The organism is Microbacterium croceum, assembly GCF_023091245.1.
Taxonomy (GTDB): Bacteria; Actinomycetota; Actinomycetes; order Actinomycetales; family Microbacteriaceae; genus Microbacterium; species Microbacterium croceum.
In genome coordinates this window covers 1080199-1099619 of the sequence record NZ_JAHWXN010000001.1, presented here as the reverse complement: position 1 = coordinate 1099619, position 19421 = coordinate 1080199, and the positions used below count along the sequence as shown (strand labels likewise).

17 protein-coding genes are annotated in these 19421 nt (G+C 70.0%); 10 read left to right on the top strand and 7 right to left on the bottom strand.

The window, feature by feature from the left end:
- Nucleotides 1-102: 102 nt before the first annotated feature.
- Nucleotides 103-339: a YbdD/YjiX family protein gene (locus tag KZC51_RS05210; RefSeq protein ID WP_247628952.1), complete on the bottom strand. Its 237-nt coding sequence runs from the start codon at nucleotides 337-339 to the stop codon at nucleotides 103-105.
- A gap of 10 nt (nucleotides 340-349) precedes the next feature.
- On the bottom strand, nucleotides 350-2635 hold the full coding sequence (locus KZC51_RS05205) for a carbon starvation CstA family protein (RefSeq protein ID WP_247628951.1): 2286 nt from the start codon (nucleotides 2633-2635) through the stop codon (nucleotides 350-352).
- Nucleotides 2636-2919: 284 nt separating this feature from the next.
- Between KZC51_RS05205 and KZC51_RS05200 the strand changes: the two genes are divergently transcribed.
- The 4 genes from KZC51_RS05200 to KZC51_RS05185 all read left to right on the top strand — a co-directional run bounded on the left by KZC51_RS05200 (nucleotide 2920) and on the right by KZC51_RS05185 (nucleotide 6946).
- Entirely contained in the window at nucleotides 2920-3462 is a 543-nt protein-coding gene (locus KZC51_RS05200) for an ECF transporter S component (protein ID WP_247628950.1), read from the top strand.
- Nucleotides 3463-3555: 93 nt separating this feature from the next.
- Nucleotides 3556-5244 (top strand): ABC transporter ATP-binding protein, encoded by a 1689-nt coding sequence (locus KZC51_RS05195; protein ID WP_247628949.1) that lies wholly within the window; start codon nucleotides 3556-3558, stop codon nucleotides 5242-5244.
- Nucleotides 5241-6059, top strand: coding sequence for an energy-coupling factor transporter transmembrane component T (locus tag KZC51_RS05190; protein ID WP_372491753.1), 819 nt, complete (start codon nucleotides 5241-5243; stop codon nucleotides 6057-6059). The genes KZC51_RS05195 and KZC51_RS05190 overlap by 4 nt, the downstream gene beginning before the upstream one ends.
- An 11-nt stretch (nucleotides 6060-6070) precedes the next feature.
- Nucleotides 6071-6946 (top strand): siderophore-interacting protein, encoded by an 876-nt coding sequence (locus KZC51_RS05185; protein WP_247628948.1) that lies wholly within the window; start codon nucleotides 6071-6073, stop codon nucleotides 6944-6946.
- A 145-nt stretch (nucleotides 6947-7091) separates the two neighbouring features.
- Here KZC51_RS05185 and KZC51_RS05180 read toward each other — a convergent pair whose 3' ends face one another.
- Nucleotides 7092-7595 carry an Lrp/AsnC family transcriptional regulator gene (locus tag KZC51_RS05180; protein WP_247628947.1) on the bottom strand — a complete coding sequence of 168 codons (504 nt, stop codon included), beginning with the start codon at nucleotides 7593-7595 and terminating at the stop codon, nucleotides 7092-7094.
- A 160-nt stretch (nucleotides 7596-7755) separates the two neighbouring features.
- Between KZC51_RS05180 and KZC51_RS05175 the strand changes: the two genes are divergently transcribed.
- Genes KZC51_RS05175 through KZC51_RS05155 form a run of 5 tightly spaced genes read left to right on the top strand, consistent with a single transcriptional unit; the run spans nucleotide 7756 to nucleotide 13121 of the window.
- The gene (locus KZC51_RS05175) at nucleotides 7756-8862 is read left to right on the top strand and encodes a thiamine pyrophosphate-dependent enzyme (RefSeq protein WP_281731890.1); all 1107 of its coding nucleotides are present in this window, start codon (nucleotides 7756-7758) and stop codon (nucleotides 8860-8862) included.
- Nucleotides 8859-9830 carry an alpha-ketoacid dehydrogenase subunit beta gene (locus tag KZC51_RS05170; RefSeq protein WP_247628945.1) on the top strand — a complete coding sequence of 324 codons (972 nt, stop codon included), beginning with the start codon at nucleotides 8859-8861 and terminating at the stop codon, nucleotides 9828-9830. The genes KZC51_RS05175 and KZC51_RS05170 overlap by 4 nt, the downstream gene beginning before the upstream one ends.
- Before the next feature lie 14 nt (nucleotides 9831-9844).
- A complete protein-coding gene (locus KZC51_RS05165; RefSeq protein ID WP_247628944.1) occupies nucleotides 9845-11185 on the top strand; it encodes a dihydrolipoamide acetyltransferase family protein in 1341 nt (446 codons plus the stop codon).
- Between the two features lie 17 nt (nucleotides 11186-11202).
- Nucleotides 11203-12342, top strand: a complete 1140-nt coding sequence (locus KZC51_RS05160; RefSeq protein WP_247628943.1) for an acyl-CoA dehydrogenase family protein — start codon at nucleotides 11203-11205, stop codon at nucleotides 12340-12342.
- Between the two features lie 23 nt (nucleotides 12343-12365).
- A complete protein-coding gene (locus KZC51_RS05155) occupies nucleotides 12366-13121 on the top strand; it encodes an SDR family NAD(P)-dependent oxidoreductase (RefSeq protein WP_247628942.1) in 756 nt (251 codons plus the stop codon).
- A 15-nt stretch (nucleotides 13122-13136) separates the two neighbouring features.
- Here the strand turns inward: KZC51_RS05155 and KZC51_RS05150 are convergent, their stop codons facing one another.
- The gene (locus KZC51_RS05150; RefSeq protein WP_247628941.1) at nucleotides 13137-14231 is read right to left on the bottom strand and encodes a C45 family autoproteolytic acyltransferase/hydrolase; all 1095 of its coding nucleotides are present in this window, start codon (nucleotides 14229-14231) and stop codon (nucleotides 13137-13139) included.
- A complete protein-coding gene (speB, locus tag KZC51_RS05145; RefSeq protein WP_372491752.1) occupies nucleotides 14228-15199 on the bottom strand; it encodes an agmatinase in 972 nt (323 codons plus the stop codon). The genes KZC51_RS05150 and speB overlap by 4 nt, the downstream gene beginning before the upstream one ends.
- Nucleotides 15200-15343: 144 nt before the next feature.
- Here speB and KZC51_RS05140 point away from each other — a divergent pair, with 144 nt between their 5' ends.
- A complete protein-coding gene (locus tag KZC51_RS05140; protein ID WP_247628940.1) occupies nucleotides 15344-16396 on the top strand; it encodes a serine hydrolase domain-containing protein in 1053 nt (350 codons plus the stop codon).
- A 9-nt stretch (nucleotides 16397-16405) separates the two neighbouring features.
- Here KZC51_RS05140 and KZC51_RS05135 read toward each other — a convergent pair whose 3' ends face one another.
- Nucleotides 16406-17824, bottom strand: coding sequence for an aldehyde dehydrogenase family protein (locus KZC51_RS05135; protein WP_247628939.1), 1419 nt, complete (start codon nucleotides 17822-17824; stop codon nucleotides 16406-16408).
- A 38-nt stretch (nucleotides 17825-17862) separates the two neighbouring features.
- The gene (locus KZC51_RS05130) at nucleotides 17863-19419 is read right to left on the bottom strand and encodes a GMC family oxidoreductase (RefSeq protein ID WP_247628938.1); all 1557 of its coding nucleotides are present in this window, start codon (nucleotides 19417-19419) and stop codon (nucleotides 17863-17865) included.
- Between the last annotated feature and the right edge of the window lie 2 nt (nucleotides 19420-19421).

Genomic DNA, 19421 nt, shown 5'->3' with positions numbered 1-19421 from the left:
CCCTGAAGTTCCGCGGCCCCGCGCAGGTTCTGCGGCCAGACAGCCAGAATCTGGCCGCAGAACCTGATGTGGGCCGCCATTTCGGTGAGGCCCAGCGACCGGTCAACAGCAGCGGGCACCGGGATTGCGGTCCTGGTCGTCCATCCGCTCCCTCCAGAACCGGCGCTCCGTCATCGGCTCCTCGTCGGGGTGCTCCCGTCGGTGGTGCGCCACGTAGGTCGCATAGGCCGTGTCACCCATCAGCGTCGTCATGTACCAGCGGATGCCGCGGCCGGCCCGCCCCACGGCGCCGAGCAGCGCGCGCAGAGGGGTGGCCACGGCATCCGTCCGGTTCGTCATGATGACCATCTCAGTGCGTCGACGCCTTGCGCTCGTCCGCGAGGATCGGCTCCCACTGCTTCTCGAGCTCGCGCTCGGTCGCGGTGGGCAGGAACCCTGCCGGAGCGAAGCGGCGCGAGGCGACCGGGCTCTCCTCGGTGTTCTCGCCGCCGCCGTTGCGGATCGCCCTGATCGTGACGACAACTGCGGCCACCATCACGATGATCGCGAGCGTCACGAAGATGATCGAGAGGGTGCCCTGCACCGCGGTGTTGCGGATGACGGCTTCGAGCACTTCGGGCGCTCCGAGGGAGGTGTCTCCGCTGTCACGGGCGGCCACGTACTTGAAGTGGTTCGCCCAGTAGCCGATGGCCGGAACCGGGGAGAGGATCTTGTACAACGAGGCGGTGACCGTGACGACCGCGGTGAACGCGAGCGGCAGCCCGATGATCCACAGCCACTTGATGTAGCTCTTGCCGCGTTTGGCGACGATGGCCATCACCACGGCGAGCGCGATCGCGGCAAGCAGCTGGTTCGCGATGCCGAACAGCGGGAAGAAGGTGTTGATGCCGCCGAGCGGGTCGGTGACGCCGAGGATGAGGATCGCTCCCCAGCCGGCCACCATGATCGCGGTGCAGATCCAGACGCCGGGGCGCCAGGAGACATCGCGGAACTTGGGGAACCAGGCGCCGATCGAGTCCTGCAACATGAAGCGGGCCACGCGGGTGCCGGCATCCACGGCGGTGAGGATGAACAGCGCCTCGAACATGATCGCGAAGTGGTACCAGAACGCCATGAGCGCCTGTCCGCCGAGGGCCTGCTGCATGATGTGGGCGAGTCCGAGCGCCAGGGTCGGCGCGCCACCGGTGCGCGAGACGATCGACTCCTCGCCGACCGCCTGGGCCGTGCCGGTGAGCATCTCGGGCGTGAGGTTCACCCCCGTCAGCCCCAGCGAGTTCACGAAGGCGACGGCCCCTTCGACCGTGCCGCCCGTCGCCGCGGCCGGTGCGTTCATCGCGAAGTAGATGCCCTGGTCGATCGAGATCGCGGCGACCAGCGCCATGATCGCGACGAAGGACTCCATGAGCATTCCGCCGTAGCCGATGAACCGCGTCTGGCGCTCCTTCTCGACGAGCTTGGGCGTGGTGCCCGAGGCGATCAGCGCGTGGAAGCCCGACAGGGCACCGCAGGCGATCGTGACGAACAGGAACGGGAAGAGCGGACCGGCGAACACCGGACCCATCCCGTTCTCACCGAAGATGCTGACGGCGGGGACCGTGATCTCGGGGCGCACCAGGATGATCGCCCCGGCGAGCATCACGATCACGCCGATCTTCATGAACGTGGAGAGGTAGTCGCGCGGGGCGAGCAGCAGCCACACCGGCAGCACGGCGGCGATGAAGCCGTAGATGATGATGCCCCACGCGATCGTGGTGCGGTCGAGGTGGAAGATCGCCTGGCCCCAGTCGGTGCCGGCGACCCAGCCGCCACCGATGATCGCGGCCATCAGCAGCACGAAGCCGATGATCGAGACCTCGGTGACCTTGCCGGGGCGCAGGAAGCGCAGGTAGATGCCCATGAAGATCGCGATCGGGATGGTCATCGCCACCGAGAACACGCCCCAGGGGCTCTCGCCGAGCGCGTTCACGACCACGAGCGCGAGGATCGCGACGATGATCAGCATGATCAGCAGCGAGGCGATGATCGCCGCGGTGCCGCCGATGCGGCCGAGCTCCTGGCGCGCCATCTGACCGATCGTGCGGCCACCGCGGCGCATCGAGAAGAAGAGCACCGTGTAGTCCTGTACGGCACCGGCGAGCACGACGCCGACGATGATCCAGATCGTCCCCGGCAGGTAGCCCATCTGCGCCGCGAGCACAGGACCGACGAGCGGACCGGCGCCGGCGATGGCGGCGAAGTGGTGGCCGTAGAGCACGCGGCGGTCGGTGGGGACGTAGTCCTTGCCGTCCTGCTTCACTTCGGCGGGGGTGGCGCGGCGGTCGTCGGGGCGGGTGATGTACTTCTCGATCACCTTCGAGTAGAAGCGGTACCCGATCAGGTACGTGCAGACCGCCGCGAACACGAACCAGATCGCGTTGACGGTCTCGCCGCGGACGATCGCCAGCATGGTCCAGGCGACAGCGCCGAGCAGGGCGATCGCCGACCAGATGAGGATCTTCGGCAGAGTCCAGCGGTTCGCCTTCTCGTGGTGGTCATCGGTCAGAGCGACCGGGGGAAGCTTCGGATCGGTGACGATGACGGGATCGCCATCGACGAGGCCGGCGCCGTCGCGGCGGCGCGACGAAGGTGCAGTCATAGGGGTTCTCCTCGGTGTGCGCATCATTGCGTTGTCCCACGCTAGGAAGCTCTCGCGCGGGGGCGAGCGGTGAAGAGCGGATGCTGCGACGAGCGGCACGGACGACGCGACGAACGGCGCTGCGCCCTTCGTCTCGCTGCGCTCGCTCAGGGTACGGACCCGAACCGCCGCCCCCTGAGCGAGGAGCGCAGCGACGAGACGAAGGGCGCAGGCGACGGCTGGTCCGGGGTTTTCCCCGGTGCCCAGGGGCGTCCGCGCCGCGCCCGCGCAAGTAGGCTGGAGCCGTGGCCCGAACCCCCGTCTTGTCGACCCGCGTGCTGCTCGTCTGCGCGGCGATCGGCGTGGCGACCGGCATCATCGGCGGCATCGCCGGGCTGCTGACCCCGGTCGTGCTGATCGCGGCTCCCTGGGCCTACGGTCTGCTGCTCGGCTCGCACGTGCTGCCCGGGATCATCGCGCAGGAGGTGCTGCGTCGGCCGCTGGTGGCGCTGGTCACCCACCTGATCGCGGCGCTGGTGGCCAGCGCGTTCAACCCGGCCTGGGCGCTGCGCTTCCTCGGCACCGCGCTGCTGTTCGGAGCGATCCAGGAGGGCGTCGCCGCTCTCACCCGCTACCGGGCCTGGGGGCCGTGGCGCTTCTTCATCTCCGCCGCGGTGATCGGCGTCATCGTGGCCGTGGTCGTGTTCTTCGCCGCGCATCTGGCGACGCTGCCCCTCTGGGCGCAGATCGCCTACCTGGCGCTCTCGCTGCTCGGTCCGATCGGCTGGACGGCGGTCGGCCTCGGCGTCGGTACCGCGCTGAGCCGCGCGGGCGTCGCACGTCGCTGACGGCCCGGCCGATCCCGTGGGACGTTCACGTGACGACCCAGGTAAGGCTCAGCTAAGTTAGAAGGGTACGTTCCACCGACCCGGGGTTCCGCCGTGCGCTCATCCGCGCCTCTTCTCCGCGTGCGTGATGTCACACTCACCCACGCCGATGCCGCGCACCCCTCACCGCACGATGTCACCTTCGACATCGCGCAGGGCGAGGTCGTGCTGCTGCTCGGCCCCTCCGGTTCCGGCAAGTCCACGCTGACGCTCGCGCTGAACGGGCTGATCCCCCACGCGGTCCCGGCGACCATGACGGGCACGGTCGAGGCGGGAGGGCTCGACACCGCGACCTCGCACACCGCGACCCTCAGCACGCACGTCGCGATGGTGTTCCAGGACCCCGACGCGCAGATCGTGACGGGCACGGTGTACGACGAGGTCGCTTTCGGCCCCGAGAACCTGCGGCTGCCCGTCGACGAGGTGCACGCCCGCGCCGAGCACTCCCTGCGCCGCGTCGGGCTCTGGGAGCGACGGGACGACAACCCCGACCGGCTCTCCGGCGGCGGACGCCAACGCCTCGCGATCGCGTGCGCACTGGCGATGGGCTCGCCGCTGATCGTGCTCGACGAGCCCACGGCCAACCTCGACCCCCAGGGCATCGACGACGTCTACGCCGCGCTGACGGAGGTCGTCGCCGCCGGTGATCGCGCGATCCTGCTGGTCGAGCACAACCTCGACGCCGCCATGGGCTTCGTCACTCGGGCGATCGTGCTCGACCGGGAAGGCGCGGTAGCGTTCGACGGCCCGGCGGACGAGATCATCCGCACCCACGCCGATGAGCTGCTCGCGATGGGCGTCTGGCTGCCGGCCGCAACCCTCGCCGCCCTGCGGCTGCGGGGTGACGGCATCCACCTCGATCCGCTTCCTCTCACTCCGGTCGAGCTCGCGACGGCCCTCGACGCGCAGGGGGTCACGGCCGCCACCGCGCTCCCCGCCATGGTTCCCGCCGCCGTGCCCGAAGGCGCCGCAGCGGATGCCGTCCCGGTCATCCGCGCGCGCGGGCTGACCGTCACGCGCCATCGCACCGAGATCCTGCACGGCATCGATCTCGACATCGCACCGGGAACGCTCACCGCGATCGTCGGCGCGAACGGCGCAGGCAAGACCACGCTCATCCAGGCGCTCGCCGGGGTGGTCCCGCCGCCGAAGCGGCAGGTCGATGTGGCCGGGCTCGACCCGGCGAGCGCCTCTCCACGAGATCTCGCGGCCCGCATCGGGTTCGTGTTCCAGAACCCCGAGCACCAGTTCATCGCGCACACCGTGTTCGACGAGCTCGCGCACGGCCTCCGGCTGCGTCGTGCGGCGGATGCCGAGATCATGCAGCGCGTGCCGCAGATGCTCGCCCGCTTCGGACTCGAGCACAAGGCCGACGTGCACCCGTTCCTGCTCTCCGGCGGCGAGAAGAGGCGCCTCTCGGTCGGCACCGCGCTCATCACCCGGCCGCAGGTGCTCGCGCTCGACGAGCCCACGTTCGGACAGGATCGTGCTCGCGCCTCCGAGCTGCTCGCGCTGCTCCAGGACCTGCGCGCCGAAGGCACGACGATCGTGATCGTGACGCACGACCTGCAGCTGGTCGCCGAGCACGCCACGCACACCGTCATCCTGAGAGGCGGCCGCGTGCACGCGGCGGGCCGCACCGCCGACCTCTTCGCCGACGAGGCGACGTTCACGGCCGCCGGACTTCGACTGCCGGCACTGCAGCGCGTGCTGACATCCCACCGGCCAGAGGACGACTCGTGAGCGCCGTCGCCTTCGACCCCTACGCCGCGATGGTCGCGACGTCCCGACGCCAGTTCCTCTACGCCCTGAACCCGCTCTCGAAGGTCGCGGGCGTGGCCCCGGCGATGCTGCTGCTGGTCTTCGTGCGCGATCTGGCGACCCCCCTGGCGTTCCTCGCGCTCGCGTACCTCCTGATCCTCGTGGGCACTCGCCTCACCGTCCGCCTGCTTCTCCTGCTGCTGGTGGCGCTACCGCTCGGCGTCGCGGTGATCGGCGTCGGCTTCTCGCTGTGGGTGGATGCCGGGCCGGTCGGCGGCACAACTCCCGTGCTGAGCATCGGCGACTGGACGCTCTTCAGCGGCGCGCTCGAGATCGGGTTCGCGACCGCACTGCGCCTGGGCGCGATCGTGGCTCTCGCGCTCATCGGCGGACTCACCACGAGCGGACCGGATCTGGTGCGCGCCGGCATCCAGCAGCTGCGCGTGCCGTATCGGATCGGCTACACCGCGCTCGCGGCGTTCCGTTTCGTGCCGCGATTCGGGCATGAACTGTCGGTCATCCGTGCGGCCCACCGCGTGCGCGGGCACCACGGCGGACGCGGACCTCTCGCCCGCATCGCGCGCGGCTGGGGCTACATCGTGCCGCTGCTCGCCGGAGCCATCCGGCACGCCGAGCGCGTGGCCCTGGCGATGGACTCCCGTGCCTTCGGCGCGTACGCGACCCGCACCGAGCGGCACCTGGTGCCGTTCCGAGTGCGCGACACCGTGTTCATCGTGCTGTGCCTCGCGGCATCCGCGGGGATCTTCACCGTGTTCTTCCCCTGGCAGCTCTCCTGAGAGGCGATTCCGTGGCGTTCAGCAAGATGGTCAAACCCGCATCCGCAGAGCTCATCCACCTCACGGTGCTGCGCTCCGAGCGCCTGTCGGCGCACTGGATCCGCGTGACTCTCGGCGCAGGCGAGATCGAGAAGTTCCACCCGATGGGCTTCGACCAGTGGTTCCGCCTGTTCCTGCCGATCGGCGGCGACGCCGGGCTCGAGCGGGTACCCGCGAAGGCGAACAAGGTGTTCGGCTACCTCAAGTTCCTGCGTATCCCCGATGGCGAGCGGCCGGTCATGCGCAACTACAGCGTGCGGGCGTACCGGCCCGCGACCGCCGAGACCGGGGCGGAGCTCGACGTGGACTTCGTGCTGCACGGGTCCGCCGCGGACGGCACAGCGGGTCCGGCGTCGCGCTGGGCCGAGACCTGCTCGCCAGGCGAGCACGTGCTGATCATCGACGAGGGCCTGACGTTCAACCCGGAACGCGGCACGCAGCGCGTGGTGCTCGTGGGCGACGAGACGGCGCTGCCGGCGATCTCATCGATCTGCGCGTCTCTCCCCGCGGATGCGACGGGGACCGCGATCATCGAGGTGCCTGCGGAGGAGGATGCGTTGGTGTTCCCGCATCCGTCCGGCATCGAGGTCGTCTGGATCACACGTCCACATGAGGCGCGGCCGGGCGCGCTCGCCCTGGCCGCACTCCGCATGACGGCACTGCCCGAGGGGCCGTTCCACGCCTACGCCGCCGGCGAGCAGTCGCTCGCGTCCGGCGTGCGCAAGCACCTGGTCGGCGAACGCGGTGTCGACAAGAACGCGGTCAGCTTCTGCGGGTACTGGAAGATCGGTGCGGCCTCGCCCGCGTCGAAGGCCGCCCGCGAGGCCGCTGCGGAGCCCCTGGCATGAGCGGGGCGAGCCTGTGCGGGGCGTCGGTCGCTGCACACGGCTTCGGATCCCGGCGGCGACACACCGCCATCACCCCGGGCACCACGGCGAGTCGCCGCTCATCTCCGAAGTCGTGCACGCCCGACGCGGCCCGACCCCTGGGAAGCTACTCCGGCGCGGGGGTGGAACGACCGAACCCCGACTCCGCGGTGAGGTGCTCCAGCAGCGGCTGAGTCCGCAACGGCAACGGAGTCGACACGATCATGGTCGTGACGGTGCTGCGCACCCCCTCGATCTCGACCATCCGAGTGACAGCAGCCTGAAGATCACGGTGCGTCACCGCGCCGACGCGCACGAGCAGGTCATCACGTCCTGCCTGCGTGTTGATCTCGAGCACCTGGGCGATCTCGGTGAGCTGTTCGACGACCCGAGCGAGCCGTCGCTGATCGAGTTCGAGGGCGACGAAGGCCTGCACCGCCACACCGACCGCTTCCAGGTCGACGATCGGGTGGAGCCCGGCGAGCACTCCCGCTTCCTCCAGACGGCGCAGGCGCGACTGCACGGTGTTCCGCGCGACCCCGAGGGCGCCGGCCAGCTCCGCGATTCCCGGTCGGGCGTGGCTGGTCATCCTTCCGATGATCTCCGAGTCGAGACGATCGATACTGATCATTGCCGCCACCTCCGTTGTGGTCGACGGGCCGTAACTATACAGACCGCTTAGTTCTAAAAAGATCAATTGCGCTTATGGACCCGCTCACGTCAGTGTAGCTTCACAACATGATCACCTGACGAGTCGTGTTGACCGCTTCGAAGGAGATGGCGACGTGACGATGCTGCACCCAGAGGCGACCGAGGTCGCCCCGAACGACGATCTCTTCACGTGCCTCGGCCCCGACGGGGTGCTCCACCGGGAGACCGCAACGGGCGGCGATCTCTTCGTGATGTACCGCGACATGGTGCTCAGCCGCCGTGTCGACACCGAGGCGATCGCCCTCCAGCGTCAGGGCGAGCTCGGTCTGTGGCCGTCGATGCTCGGCCAGGAGGGCGCACAGGTGGGCGCCGGGCGCGCGCTCCGCCCCCGCGACATCGCCTTCCCCACGTATCGCGAGCACGCGGTCGCCTGGTGCCGCGGAGTCGATCCCGTGCAGTTGCTCGGCCTGTTCCGGGGCACCACCCTGGGCGGCTGGGATCCTCGCGAGAACAACTTCTCGCTCTACACACTGGTCATCGGCGCGCAGACGCTGCACGCCGTCGGCTACGCGATGGGCATCGTGCGAGACGGCGACGTCGGCACCGGCGACCCGGATCGCGATCGCGCCGTGCTCGTGTTCCTCGGCGACGGAGCACTCAGCGAGGGTGAGACCAACGAGGCCTTCGTGTGGGCGGCGGCGCAGAATCTGCCGATCGTCTTCTTCTGCCAGAACAACCAGTGGGCGATCTCCGCCCCCTACTCCGTGCAGAGCAGGGTCTCGGTCGCTCAGCGCGCCCAGGGATTCGGCTTCCGCGGGGTGCGCGTCGACGGCAACGACGTGGTCGCCAGCCACGCCGCGACCGTCGATGCGCTCGATCGAGCCAGGGCCGGAGAAGGCCCCACGCTGATCGAGGCGATGACGTACCGACGCAACCCGCACACCACGTCCGACGACGACGGCCGCTACCGCGATGCGGCCCTGACCGACCAGTGGAGTGCGCTGGATCCCATCGCCCGGCTGCGCACACACCTGGAGCACAGCGGCGTCGCCGCCGATTTCTTCGCCGGCGTGGCCGCGGAGGAGGAGCTGCTCGCAGAGCGCGTGCGGATCGGCTGCCGCACGCTCCCCGACCCCGACCCGGCGTCGCCTTTCCTGCACACGCTCGCCGAGATGCCGGCGGAGCTGGCTCAGCAGTTGGACGCGCACCTCGCCTTCGTCGCCGCCGGCGAGGAGGTGGCCTCGTGAGCACCGCGATCGCCCGCGCCCTGAACGACGGACTCCGCTCGCTGCTCACCGAGCACGACCGGGTGATGCTCATCGGCGAGGACGTCGGACGCCTCGGCGGCGTCTTCCGGGTCACCGACGGCCTGCAGCAGGAGTTCGGAGAGCTGCGGGTCGTCGATTCGCCCTTGGGGGAGGCCGGCATCGTCGGCAGCGCGATCGGCCTCGCGATGGCCGGATATCGCCCGGTGTGCGAGATCCAGTTCGACGGATTCGTGTTCCCCGCGATGAACCAGATCATCACCCAGCTCGCCAAGTACCGTCATCGTTCGGAGGGCATGGTGTCGCTCCCCGTCGTCATCCGCATCCCTTTCGGCGGCGGTATCGGCGCGATCGAGCACCACTCGGAATCGCCGGAGGCCTACTTCGCGCACACGGCGGGGCTGCGGGTGGTGTGCCCCTCGTCCGCGCAGGAGGCGTTCGACCTCATCCGGCTCGCTGTGCAGAGCGAGGACCCGGTGGTGTTCCTCGAGCCCAAACACAACTACTGGCTCAAGGGCGACGTCGATCGTGACGCGACGCCCCTGCCGCTCGGCACAGCCAGAGTGGTCCGTGCAGGACACGATCTGACGCTCGTCACGTACGGCGCGCTCGTGCCGACCGCCGTGAAGGTCGCAGAGGAGGCAGCACTCGACGGCCGCTCGGTGGAGGTGATCGATCTGCGCAGCCTGTCTCCGATCGACGATGCCACGATCCTCGCCTCCGTCGAACGCACGGGTCGGCTCGTCGTCGCTCACGAGGCCTCGCAGACCGCCGGCCTCGGCGCCGAGATCATCGCCCGCGTGCAGGATGCGCTCTTCTACTCGATGGCCGCCCCCGGCATCCGGGTGACCGGATACGACACTCCCTACCCGGCCAGCCGACTCGAACGCGACTGGCTCCCCGGTGTCGACCGCATGCTCGACGCCATCGATCGCAGCTTCACCTACTGAACATCGAGGAAGACATGGCAGAGATCCAGCAGTTCGCCCTCCCCGACGTCGGGGAGGGGCTCACCGAGGCGGAGATCGTCTCCTGGGCCGTGCAGCCGGGAGACACCGTCACGACCAATCAGATCATCGTCGAGATCGAGACGGCGAAGTCCCTCGTGGAGCTGCCCTCACCGTTCGCCGGCGAGGTCGTGGCGCTGCACGTCGCCGAGGGCGACACCGTCGACGTCGGCGCCGCCATCATCAGCATCGCGTCCGGCGCACTCGACCGGGTACCGGATGCGGATGCCGATGCCGATGCCGATGCCGATGCCGGCGAGGCCATCGACACAAGCCCCGAGACGGACGAGAGCCCTGAGGAAGAGCCGAAGCTCCTCGTCGGCTACGGCCCCGGAGCACCGCGCCCGCGGCGACGGCGCGGCACCGCCGAGCAGGTTGCCGCCGCGTCGACCCCGATCGAGCCCGCGACGCCCGCCCCCGCAGAGGTGGCGGCACCGATCCGCTGCACCCCTCCGGTGCGGAAGCTGGCGAAGGACCTCGGGGTCGACCTCGCCACCGTCACAGCGACCGGACCGGCGGCGACGATCACCCAGGACGACGTCCTCTCCGCCGCCGACACGCACCGCCCGTCCGCATCGACGGCCCCGTCATCCTCCGACATCCGCGTGCCGATCCGAGGTGTGCGCAAGCACACGGCCGCAGCGATGGTCAGCTCGGCGTTCACCGCTCCTCACGTCTCGGAGTTCCTGACCTTCGACATCACCGCCACCATGGAACTCCGTGCGCGCCTCGCCGCCCGCACGGAGTTCGCCGACGTCAAGCTCAGCCCTCTGAGCCTGATCGCCCGGGCGTTCCTGCGTGCGATCGAACGCACCCCGGCGGCGAACTCGCGGTGGGACGACGCGGCACAGGAGATCGTGCAGCTCTCCGAGGTGAACCTGGGCGTCGCCGCTGCGACACCGCGTGGGCTCGTGGTGCCCAACATCCGCAGCGCCCAGCGTCTCGGGCTGCGGGAGCTGAGCGTGGCCATCGCCGCCCTCGCCGCCACGGCGCGCGCCGGGAAGACAGCACCGGAGGCCATGGCCCACGGCACCGCGACGATCAGCAACTTCGGGGTGTTCGGGGTCGACGCCGGAACACCGATCCTCAATCCGGGCGAGACCGTGATCCTCGGCGTCGGCAGCATCACGCGCCGCCCCTGGGTCGTCGGCACCGGCGATGCCGAGACCATCGCGCCGCGGTGGGTGACGACCCTGTCGCTGTCGTTCGACCATCGAGTGCTCGACGGCCAGCAGGCCTCCGAACTCCTGTCCGACACCGCTGCCTTCCTGAGCGAGCCCGAGCTCGCCGTTCTCTGACCCCCTCGAGGAGCCACATGCCTGTCCCCCGCATCATGCCCACGGAGGAATCCGCCGAGCTCATCGAGCTGACGCGTGAGATCGTGGGCAAAGAACTGCGCCCCATCGTCTCGGAGCTCGACGCGACGGCTTCCTTCCCCCGCGATATGTTCCGCACTCTGGGCCGGGCGGGTCTGCTGAGCCTGCCGTACCCGGAGGAGTTCGACGGCGGTGGGCAGAGCTACGAGGTGTATCTCCAGGTGCTCGAGGAGGTGGCGTCCGCATCCGCGTCCGTGGGTGTCGGAGTCAGCGTCCACATCCTCTCCTGTTTCGGACTCTTCACCTCGGGCAGCGCCGAGCAGAAGGAGCGCTGGCTCCCGCAGATGCTGTCGGGCGACCTGCTCGGCGCGTACTGCCTGTCCGAGGCGCACGCCGGCTCCGACCCCGCGGCGATGCGCACCCGCGCGGTGCGCGACGGCGAGGAGTACGTGATCAACGGCGCCAAGGCGTGGACGACCCACGGCGGCAAGGCCGACTTCTACAAGGTCATGGCGCGCACCGGCGAGGGCAGCCGCGGTATCTCCTGTTTCCTCGTGCCCGCCGACACCCCCGGCCTCTCCGCCGACAACCCGGAGCGGAAGATGGGGCTCATGAGCTCCACCACCGCCACGATGCTGTTCGAGGATGTCCGCATCCCGATCGAGCGTCGGCTGGGCGCGGAGGGACAGGGACTCCCCATCGCGCTGTCCGGCCTGGATGCGGGAAGACTGGGCATCGCGGCCGTGGCCACCGGTCTGGCCCAGGAGGCCCTTGACGTGGCGGTGAAGTACGCCCGCGAGCGGGAGACGTTCGGGCGGTCGATCATCGAGCACCAGGGCCTGGCCTTCCTCCTCGCCGACATGGCTGCCGCGGTGGCCTCGGCGCGGGCCACCTACCTCGCCGCCGCGCGCCTCAAGGATGCCGGCCGCTCCTACTCCCATGAGGCGTCGATCGCCAAGCTCGTGTGCACCGACAACGCGATGAAGGTCACGACCGATGCCGTGCAGGTGCTCGGCGGCGCGGGCTACACGAAGGACTTCCCCACCGAGCGGTACATGCGCGAGGCGAAGGTCATGCAGATCTTCGAGGGGACGAACCAGATCCAGCGCCTCGTCATCAGCCGCGGCCTGGCGCGCTGAGCGCCATCGAGAGGACCACCATCATGCAGTTGAACGACTCATCCGCCATCGTCACCGGGGGCGCGTCCGGACTCGGTGCGGCGACAGCCCGCGCTCTGGCCGCCCAGGGCGCGGAGGTGTTCGCCCTCGATCTCCCGGCCGCGATCGCCGGGGCACCCGCTGTCGACGGGGTCACCCTCGTCGCCGCCGATGTCACCGACCCCGCCCAGGTCCGTGCCGCCGTGCAGACCGCCGGCGCCGGGGCAGCGCTGCGCACCGTCGTCAACTGCGCCGGCATCGCTCCCTCCGCGCGCATCCTCGGGCGCTCGGGGGTGCACGATCCCGCACTCTTCGACACGGTCGTCCGCGTGAACCTGCTGGGCACCTTCCTGGTCATGTCGGCGGCCGCCGAGGTCATCGCGCAGCAGACACCCGATGCGCAGGGACAGCGCGGGGTCGTCGTGAACACCGCCTCGATCGCCGCGTACGACGGCCAGGTGGGCCAGGTGGCGTATGCGGCATCCAAGAGCGCCGTCGTCGGGATGACGCTCCCCGCCGCCCGTGACCTCGCCTCCCACGGCATCCGCGTCTGCACCATCGCCCCCGGCATCGTCGACACCCCGATGTTGGCGACGGTCAGCGACGAGTACCGCGCCAATCTCGCCGCGAGCGTCCCCTTCCCGCAGCGGCTGTGTGATCCGATCGAGTATGCGCAGCTGGTGACGATGATCGTCGCGCATGACTACCTGAACGGCGAGACCATCCGCATGGACGGTGCGCTCCGCATGGGCCCCCGCTAGCGCATCCGCGCCGGATCACGCGCCCGCCGGAGCGCTCCACACAGCGGTAGACCATTCGACGGCCCCCGGCTGCCCCAGCGCGAACCGAGCGCTGGTCATGTCTTCACCGATCTCGAACACAGCACCGCAGAAGGTCTTGCTCATTCGCGGCGGGCGAGGCACCACGCACACCCCCGAGTCGCGCGAGGCGAACACGGTCTCGAGCTCCGCGGCATCTCGGAGCTGCGGCACCGCGACGCTCAGATAGTTGTATCGCGACCGCGTGCCGGAGAGCTCGAGCTCGTCGGGTCTCGCCGCCAGCTCGGCCGCCCCCGCCGTCCACAGCGGATGGTTCGTGTGCACGAGGGTGGGACCCGCGATCGGACGGGCCGAGATGCCCGCGGCGGAGCATTCGTAGGAGTCGATGCCGTGCCGATCGGCGATCGCGTAGTTCTGCCCTGACGCGTGGCGGACGGACCGCAGATACGTGCCGGCCTCCACCCGCGTGCGTCGGCGCAGGATCTCGCGGATGAGGAAGGCGACGGGCATCCCCTCGAGAGCGCTGGGGAGTTGCGCGAGTGTGTTGACGCAGCAGGCGACACCCTCGCGATTGACCCCCAGAACGCCGATCATCCCGGCAGCGCTCGCGACGAACTGCTCGGGGTCGTCTGCATCCGCGCGGATGTGCAGGAGCACCTGCGAGCCGTCCATGCTCGCCGGGAGATCCATGTTCTGGCCGAGGATGACGCCACTCTCGCCCTCGATGCCGATGACGCTGCACCCGATCGCGGAGACGCCCGCGTACCGCCACTCCTCGTCCATGAAGTTGTACGCGAACACGTCGTCGAGCGGCTGGCCGCTCGCCTCGGCGATGCCCCGCACCTCGTCATAGAGATCGGGAGACCCCACGCGCACCGCGTCGATCAGCCGCGACGCGCCCAGAAAGCGAGCGACATGGTCAGCGGAGGAGCGTCCGGTGAGCTGCTCGATCCGGTCACGCCAGCGCTCCATCGACGATGAGATGAGGCTCCGCGCTTCTTCGCCGTGCGTGCGGCCCCGGGCGCGCCCGTCACCGCTCAGCTCGATGACCGGCACTGCGCCCGCGGCGACCGCATCCGGCTGTCGTCTCACCTCGCGCCCTTCGCCATCATGGCGAGGAGGTCGAAGGTGACGCCGGCAGCGGCGAGCGCAGTGATCTGCGCGTGATCGTACGCGGGGGCGACCTCGACGACATCGGCGCCGATCACGTGGAGATCGGCCAGCCCGTACAGGATGAGCTGCAGCTCTCTGGTCGAGAGTCCGCCGGGTTCAGGGGTACCGGTGCCGGGGGCGTGAGCCGGGTCGAGCACATCGATGTCGATGCTGACGTACACCGGACGATCGCCGACGCGTGTCCGGACACGGTCGATGATGGCGTCGACCCCGCGGCGCGCGATATCGAGTGTGGTGAAGGTCGCGAATCCGAGCTCCTCGTCGTCGGTGAAGTCCCGCGCGGAGGGAGTGGTGCTGCGGATGCCGACATGGGCGGAGCCGCCGACATCGAGCAGGCCCTCTTCGACCGCGCGACGGAAAGGCGTGCCGTGGACCATCGGGGCACCGAACAGGCTGTCCCAGGTGTCGAAGTGCGCGTCGAAGTGCACGAGCGCCACCGGGCCGTGCTGGGCGTGGGCCGCGCGCAGCATCGGGAGCGCGATCGTGTGATCGCCGCCGATCGCGACGATGCGGTCTGCTCTCGCGGAGAGAGATCGGGCGGCCTGCTCGATCCCGGCGATCGCCTCGGCGATGTCGAACGGCGTCACCCCCACATCACCCGCGTCGGCGATCTGCATCGTGACCCACGGCTCGACCTCCAGGCCGATGTGGAACGGACGCAGCAGCTTCGAGGCGGCCCGCACCGCCTCCGGACCGAATCGCGCCCCTGGCCGGTAGCTGGTGCCGGAGTCGAACGGCACGCCGAGCACGGCGACGTCTGCGCGGTCGACTTCGTCGATCCGCGGCAGCCGGGCGAAGGTGGAGGCTCCTGCATACCGCGGCACCGCCTGGATCGAGTTGGGCGGCATGATGATCGTGCGCTTCTCGGTCGCTGCATCCTCGGACATGGGGGCACTCCTTCTCGGTGGGCGGACCATTCCCAAGATAGGGAGGACGCCCGGGGCGAAGATCGGCCGATCGACCGAGATCCCCTTGTCCTCGTCGGTCCCTCGCACCATGCGCAGCGCGAGCAATCGCGGCAGGATCGGAGCATGACAACCTTGCCTTCCGACCTCTCGACCACCGCCGCCGCGATCCTCGCCGAGGTCGACGCGGAGCGGAAGCGGCTCGACGTCCCCGGTGTCGTGCTCGCGATCCGGACACCGGACGGGGAACGCTGGTCGGCGGCGCTGGGCACCCGCGATGTCGCCACCGGGGAGCGGCTCGCCGCCGACGCCGTGCTGCGCATCGGCAGCGTGACCAAGACGATCATCGCCACCGTGATCCTGCGCCTGACGGAGACGGGCGAGCTCGGCCTCGACGATGAGGCTCAGATGCACCTGCCGCACCTGAATCTGCCGAGCGGGGTCACCGTGCGCCGCCTGCTCGGGATGACGGCCGGACTGCCGGAGTACACGACCGAGGAGTTCCTCACCGCGCTGCTCGCCGCACCGGAGCGGGTCTGGAGGCCGCGAGAGCTGGTGGAGTTCGCGCAGCGCGGCCCGCAGCACTTCGCGCCGGGCGCGTCGTGGGAATACAGCAACACCGGCTACATCCTGCTCGGGATGCTGGCCGAGCACGCCACCGGCGTGCTGGTGGAGGATCTCGCGGCCCGTTTCGTGTTCGAACCGCTGGGACTGGAGAACACGTCGCTGCCGCCGCGCTCCCCCGCGGGGACCGCACTGCCCGACCCCCGGGTACGCGGCTACCTCCGCGATGACACGGCGCTCGTCGACGCGACCGACATCAACCCCTCGTGGGCCTGGACCGCCGGCAACGGGCTCTCCACCGCCGACGATCTCGTGGTCCTGGTCGAAGCACTCGTGCGCGGCGACCTCCTCACGGAGCAGACGCAGCAGGTACGCCTGACGGCCCTCCCGATCGCCGGAACCGACTGGGCCTACGGGCTCGGCATCGCCGACTTCGGCGGCATCTGGGGCCACAACGGCCAGCTGCCGGGCTTCCAGACCTTCACGGGCCACGACCCGTCCACCGGGGCGACGATCGTCGTGCTCGCCACCGCGAACGAGTCGATCGAACACACGAATCCCGCCGACGCCCTTGCGATGCGCGTCCGCGAGCTGCTCGCATCCGCGGTCGTCTGAGCGCTCCGGTCAGGCGGTCGCGGCGCGCAGCAACGAGACGGGTCGCGTCGCGGCATCGAAATCGGCGACAGATCCCGCCGCTCCCATGCCGCTGAGTCCCCAGGGCTCGGAGACGGCGTTGACACCGCCCTGCTGCCATCCGTTGATCCAGATCACGGCGGCGTGGATGTCTCCCGCGCGCTGCTGGTGGACCGGATCGTGCGTGTACACGGTCGCGGCGAGCCCGAAAGCGGTGCCGTTCGCCAGCTCGACCGCCTCGTCGAAGGAGTCCACGACGACGACGGGAGCGATGGGACCGAAAGTCTCCTCGCGCATCACCTGCATCTCCGCCGTCACCCCGATGAGTACCGTCGCGGGGTAGCCGAACCCTGGACCGTCCGGGACGACACCGCCGCGCAGCACCGTCGCGCCGCGCTCGACCGCCTCCTCGACGTGCGCGTGCACGTGGGCCCGCTGTCGGGCGTCGACAAGGGGACCGAGGCCGGTGCCCTCCCGGTCGGCGATGAGCTCGTACGAACCGGCCGCCGCGACCAGGGCCGCGACGAACTCCTCGGCGATGTCTCGGTGCACGTAGATGCGCTCCGACGACGTGCAGATCTGCCCGCTGTTGATGAACGACGACATCGCCACCGCCTCGGCAGTGGCCACCACATCGACATCTGCGTCGACGATCACCGGATCGTTGCCGCCGAGCTCGAGCACCGACCGCTTCAGACGAGATGCGGCCGCGACCCCGACCGCGCGGCCGACCTCGACCGAGCCGGTGAAGTGCAGCAGCGCCACGTCGTCATGGGCCGCGAGCGGTCCGCCCGCGCGGGCATCGCCGAGCACCAGGTTCACGACGCCGGGTGGCAGGTCGAGCAGCTGTACGAACCGGGCCGCCGACAACGGCGACTTCTCCGAGGGCTTGAGCACGACCGTGTTGCCTGCGGCGAGCAGGGGAAGGAGGCTTCCGAGGATCGAGGCGACCGTGAAGTTCCACGGGATGATGAGCCCGACCACTCCCACGGGTCGACGCTCCACGACAGTCTGCCCTGGTTCGCCCGGCACCGTGACATCGGCCACGAAGGGGTACGTTCGCGCGAGGTCGAGACCCTGCCGCCACCCCGCGATCCCGCCCTCGATGAACTGCTCCGCGAGCGGGACGGGCTTGCCCATCTCGTCGCTCTCGATCTGCGCGAGCTCCGCGAGGTGCTGCTGCACGGTGTCGGCGACCCCGGCGAGGAGATCGATGCGCTCGTCCAGGGCTCGCAGCGACCAGTCGCGCTGCGCCGCCACCGCCGAGCGGACTGCCGCATCGACGTCTGCGGCAGAGCCGACGGGGATGCGGGCGATCACCTTCTCCGTCCAGGGCGAGACGACCGGAAGGGTCTGCGGATCGGTCGATGCGACGGCGACACCGTCGATCACGTGGCACTGGCTCTCCATGGCGGCTCCTCGGCAGCAGATCTCAGGTCGGGCAGGTCTCAGGTCAGGCGTGCGGCCAGCATCTCGCCGACCAGGACGCTCGCCAGGTGGGTGTTCGCTCGGGGGACGAAAGGGAAGATCGACGCATCGGCGACGCGCAATCCGTCGATGCCGAGAACACGGCCCTCCGGGTCGACCACGGTGGTCGCGGCGGTGGGATCGCCCATGCGGCACGTGCTCGTCGCGTGCTGGGTGTCGACGGCGGTGTCGCGCAGGTAGGCCCGGAGTGCGTCCTCCGGCCCGTCGAGCGCGGCGCGCAGTGCCGTGTTGGCCTCCCAGACATCCGACGCGGTGATCCCGGCGAACGCCTCATGCTCCACCAACCCCGCCAGCTGGCGGACCCCCTCCGCCAGCCGGTCGACGTCGAGCGCCACGTCGAGCATGTTGAACGACAGGAGCGGCTGCGTCTCGGGATCGCGGCTCTGCAGGCGCAGCGTGCCACGGGAGTAGGTGCGGTTGACGAAGACCCCGACCGCGCCGGCCCCCGCACGAGGATCCGCCGAGGCCATCGCGAGCGCGTTCTGGTTGAGAGCGACCATCATCATGTCGTTCGGGTCGGAGGTCATCCCGCTGGAGTAGCGGATGCAGCAGTTCGTGTGACGGTCCCAGGGGCCGGCCGTCGCCTCCGGGGTGAGCGGGATGCCCACGAGCACCATCGGATGGTCCTGCATACCCTCGCCGACGGGCAGATCGGCACGCACGGCGATGCGCTGCTCCACCAGATGCCGGGCGGGGCCGATCCCGGAGCGCATCAGGATCGAGGGCGTCGCCGTGGCGCCGGCGCAGAGGATGACGAGATCCGCACTCAGCACCTCGCCGTTCGCGAGACGCACCCCCACCGCGCGCTCCCCCTCGAACACGACACGGTCCACCAGCGCTTCCCCCCGGATCGCAAGCAGAGGGTCGCCCCGCAACGGCTCGAGATACGCGTCGTTGCAGGAGACCCGCCGTCCGTCGATCGAGTTGACCGGATAGGGCGAGACTCCGGTCGCACCGGGTGCGTTGACGTCCGGCGCCCACGGCTGGCCCGCCGCCCGTGCGGCGTCGCGCAGCGCACGATCGACCGATCCCCACACCTCCTGCGGGTAGCGGTGCACCGGGATCGGACCGTCGGCACCGTGGTGCGGGCGCTCACCATACTCCTGGTCGGATTCCAGAGCGGCGAGCACCGGGAGCACGTCTTCCGCTGACCACCCCGTGCAGCCCTCGGCGGCCCAGTCGTCGAAGTCCTCCATCGGCGGGCGGATCGCGATCTGCCCGTTGATGGCCGAGCTCCCGCCCAGACCCTTGCCCCGCCAGTACAGCGATGGCTTCTGCGTCGCCGTCCGCGACGCGAGATGCTCGGCCCACAGCAGCGATGCGCTCCCCGGCTCCGCCATCGCCGCCATCGGATTCGGCAGGCGCCACGACTCCGGAAGTTCGGATGCCGGGGCGTCTCTCCCCGCTTCCAGCAACAGGACGCGACGCCCCGACTGCACGAGTCGTGCCGCCAGCGCCGACCCGGCCGAGCCCGCGCCGACCACGATGACGTCGGCGTGGGCCCCTCCGGCGCGCACGG

Bases quoted from the DNA above. Each gene is read 5' to 3' on its own strand.
- KZC51_RS05210 (WP_247628952.1), bottom strand. From the start codon at position 339: ATGACGAACCGGACGGATGCCGTGGCCACCCCTCTGCGCGCGCTGCTC.
- KZC51_RS05205 (WP_247628951.1), bottom strand. From the start codon at position 2,635: ATGACTGCACCTTCGTCGCGCCGCCGCGACGGCGCCGGCCTCGTCGAT.
- KZC51_RS05180 (WP_247628947.1), bottom strand. From the start codon at position 7,595: ATGATCAGTATCGATCGTCTCGACTCGGAGATCATCGGAAGGATGACC.
- KZC51_RS05175 (WP_281731890.1), top strand. From the start codon at position 7,756: ATGCTGCACCCAGAGGCGACCGAGGTCGCCCCGAACGACGATCTCTTC.
- KZC51_RS05165 (WP_247628944.1), top strand. From the start codon at position 9,845: ATGGCAGAGATCCAGCAGTTCGCCCTCCCCGACGTCGGGGAGGGGCTC.
- KZC51_RS05160 (WP_247628943.1), top strand. From the start codon at position 11,203: ATGCCTGTCCCCCGCATCATGCCCACGGAGGAATCCGCCGAGCTCATC.
- KZC51_RS05155 (WP_247628942.1), top strand. From the start codon at position 12,366: ATGCAGTTGAACGACTCATCCGCCATCGTCACCGGGGGCGCGTCCGGA.
- speB (WP_372491752.1), bottom strand. From the start codon at position 15,199: ATGTCCGAGGATGCAGCGACCGAGAAGCGCACGATCATCATGCCGCCC.
- KZC51_RS05140 (WP_247628940.1), top strand. From the start codon at position 15,344: ATGACAACCTTGCCTTCCGACCTCTCGACCACCGCCGCCGCGATCCTC.
- KZC51_RS05135 (WP_247628939.1), bottom strand. From the start codon at position 17,824: ATGGAGAGCCAGTGCCACGTGATCGACGGTGTCGCCGTCGCATCGACC.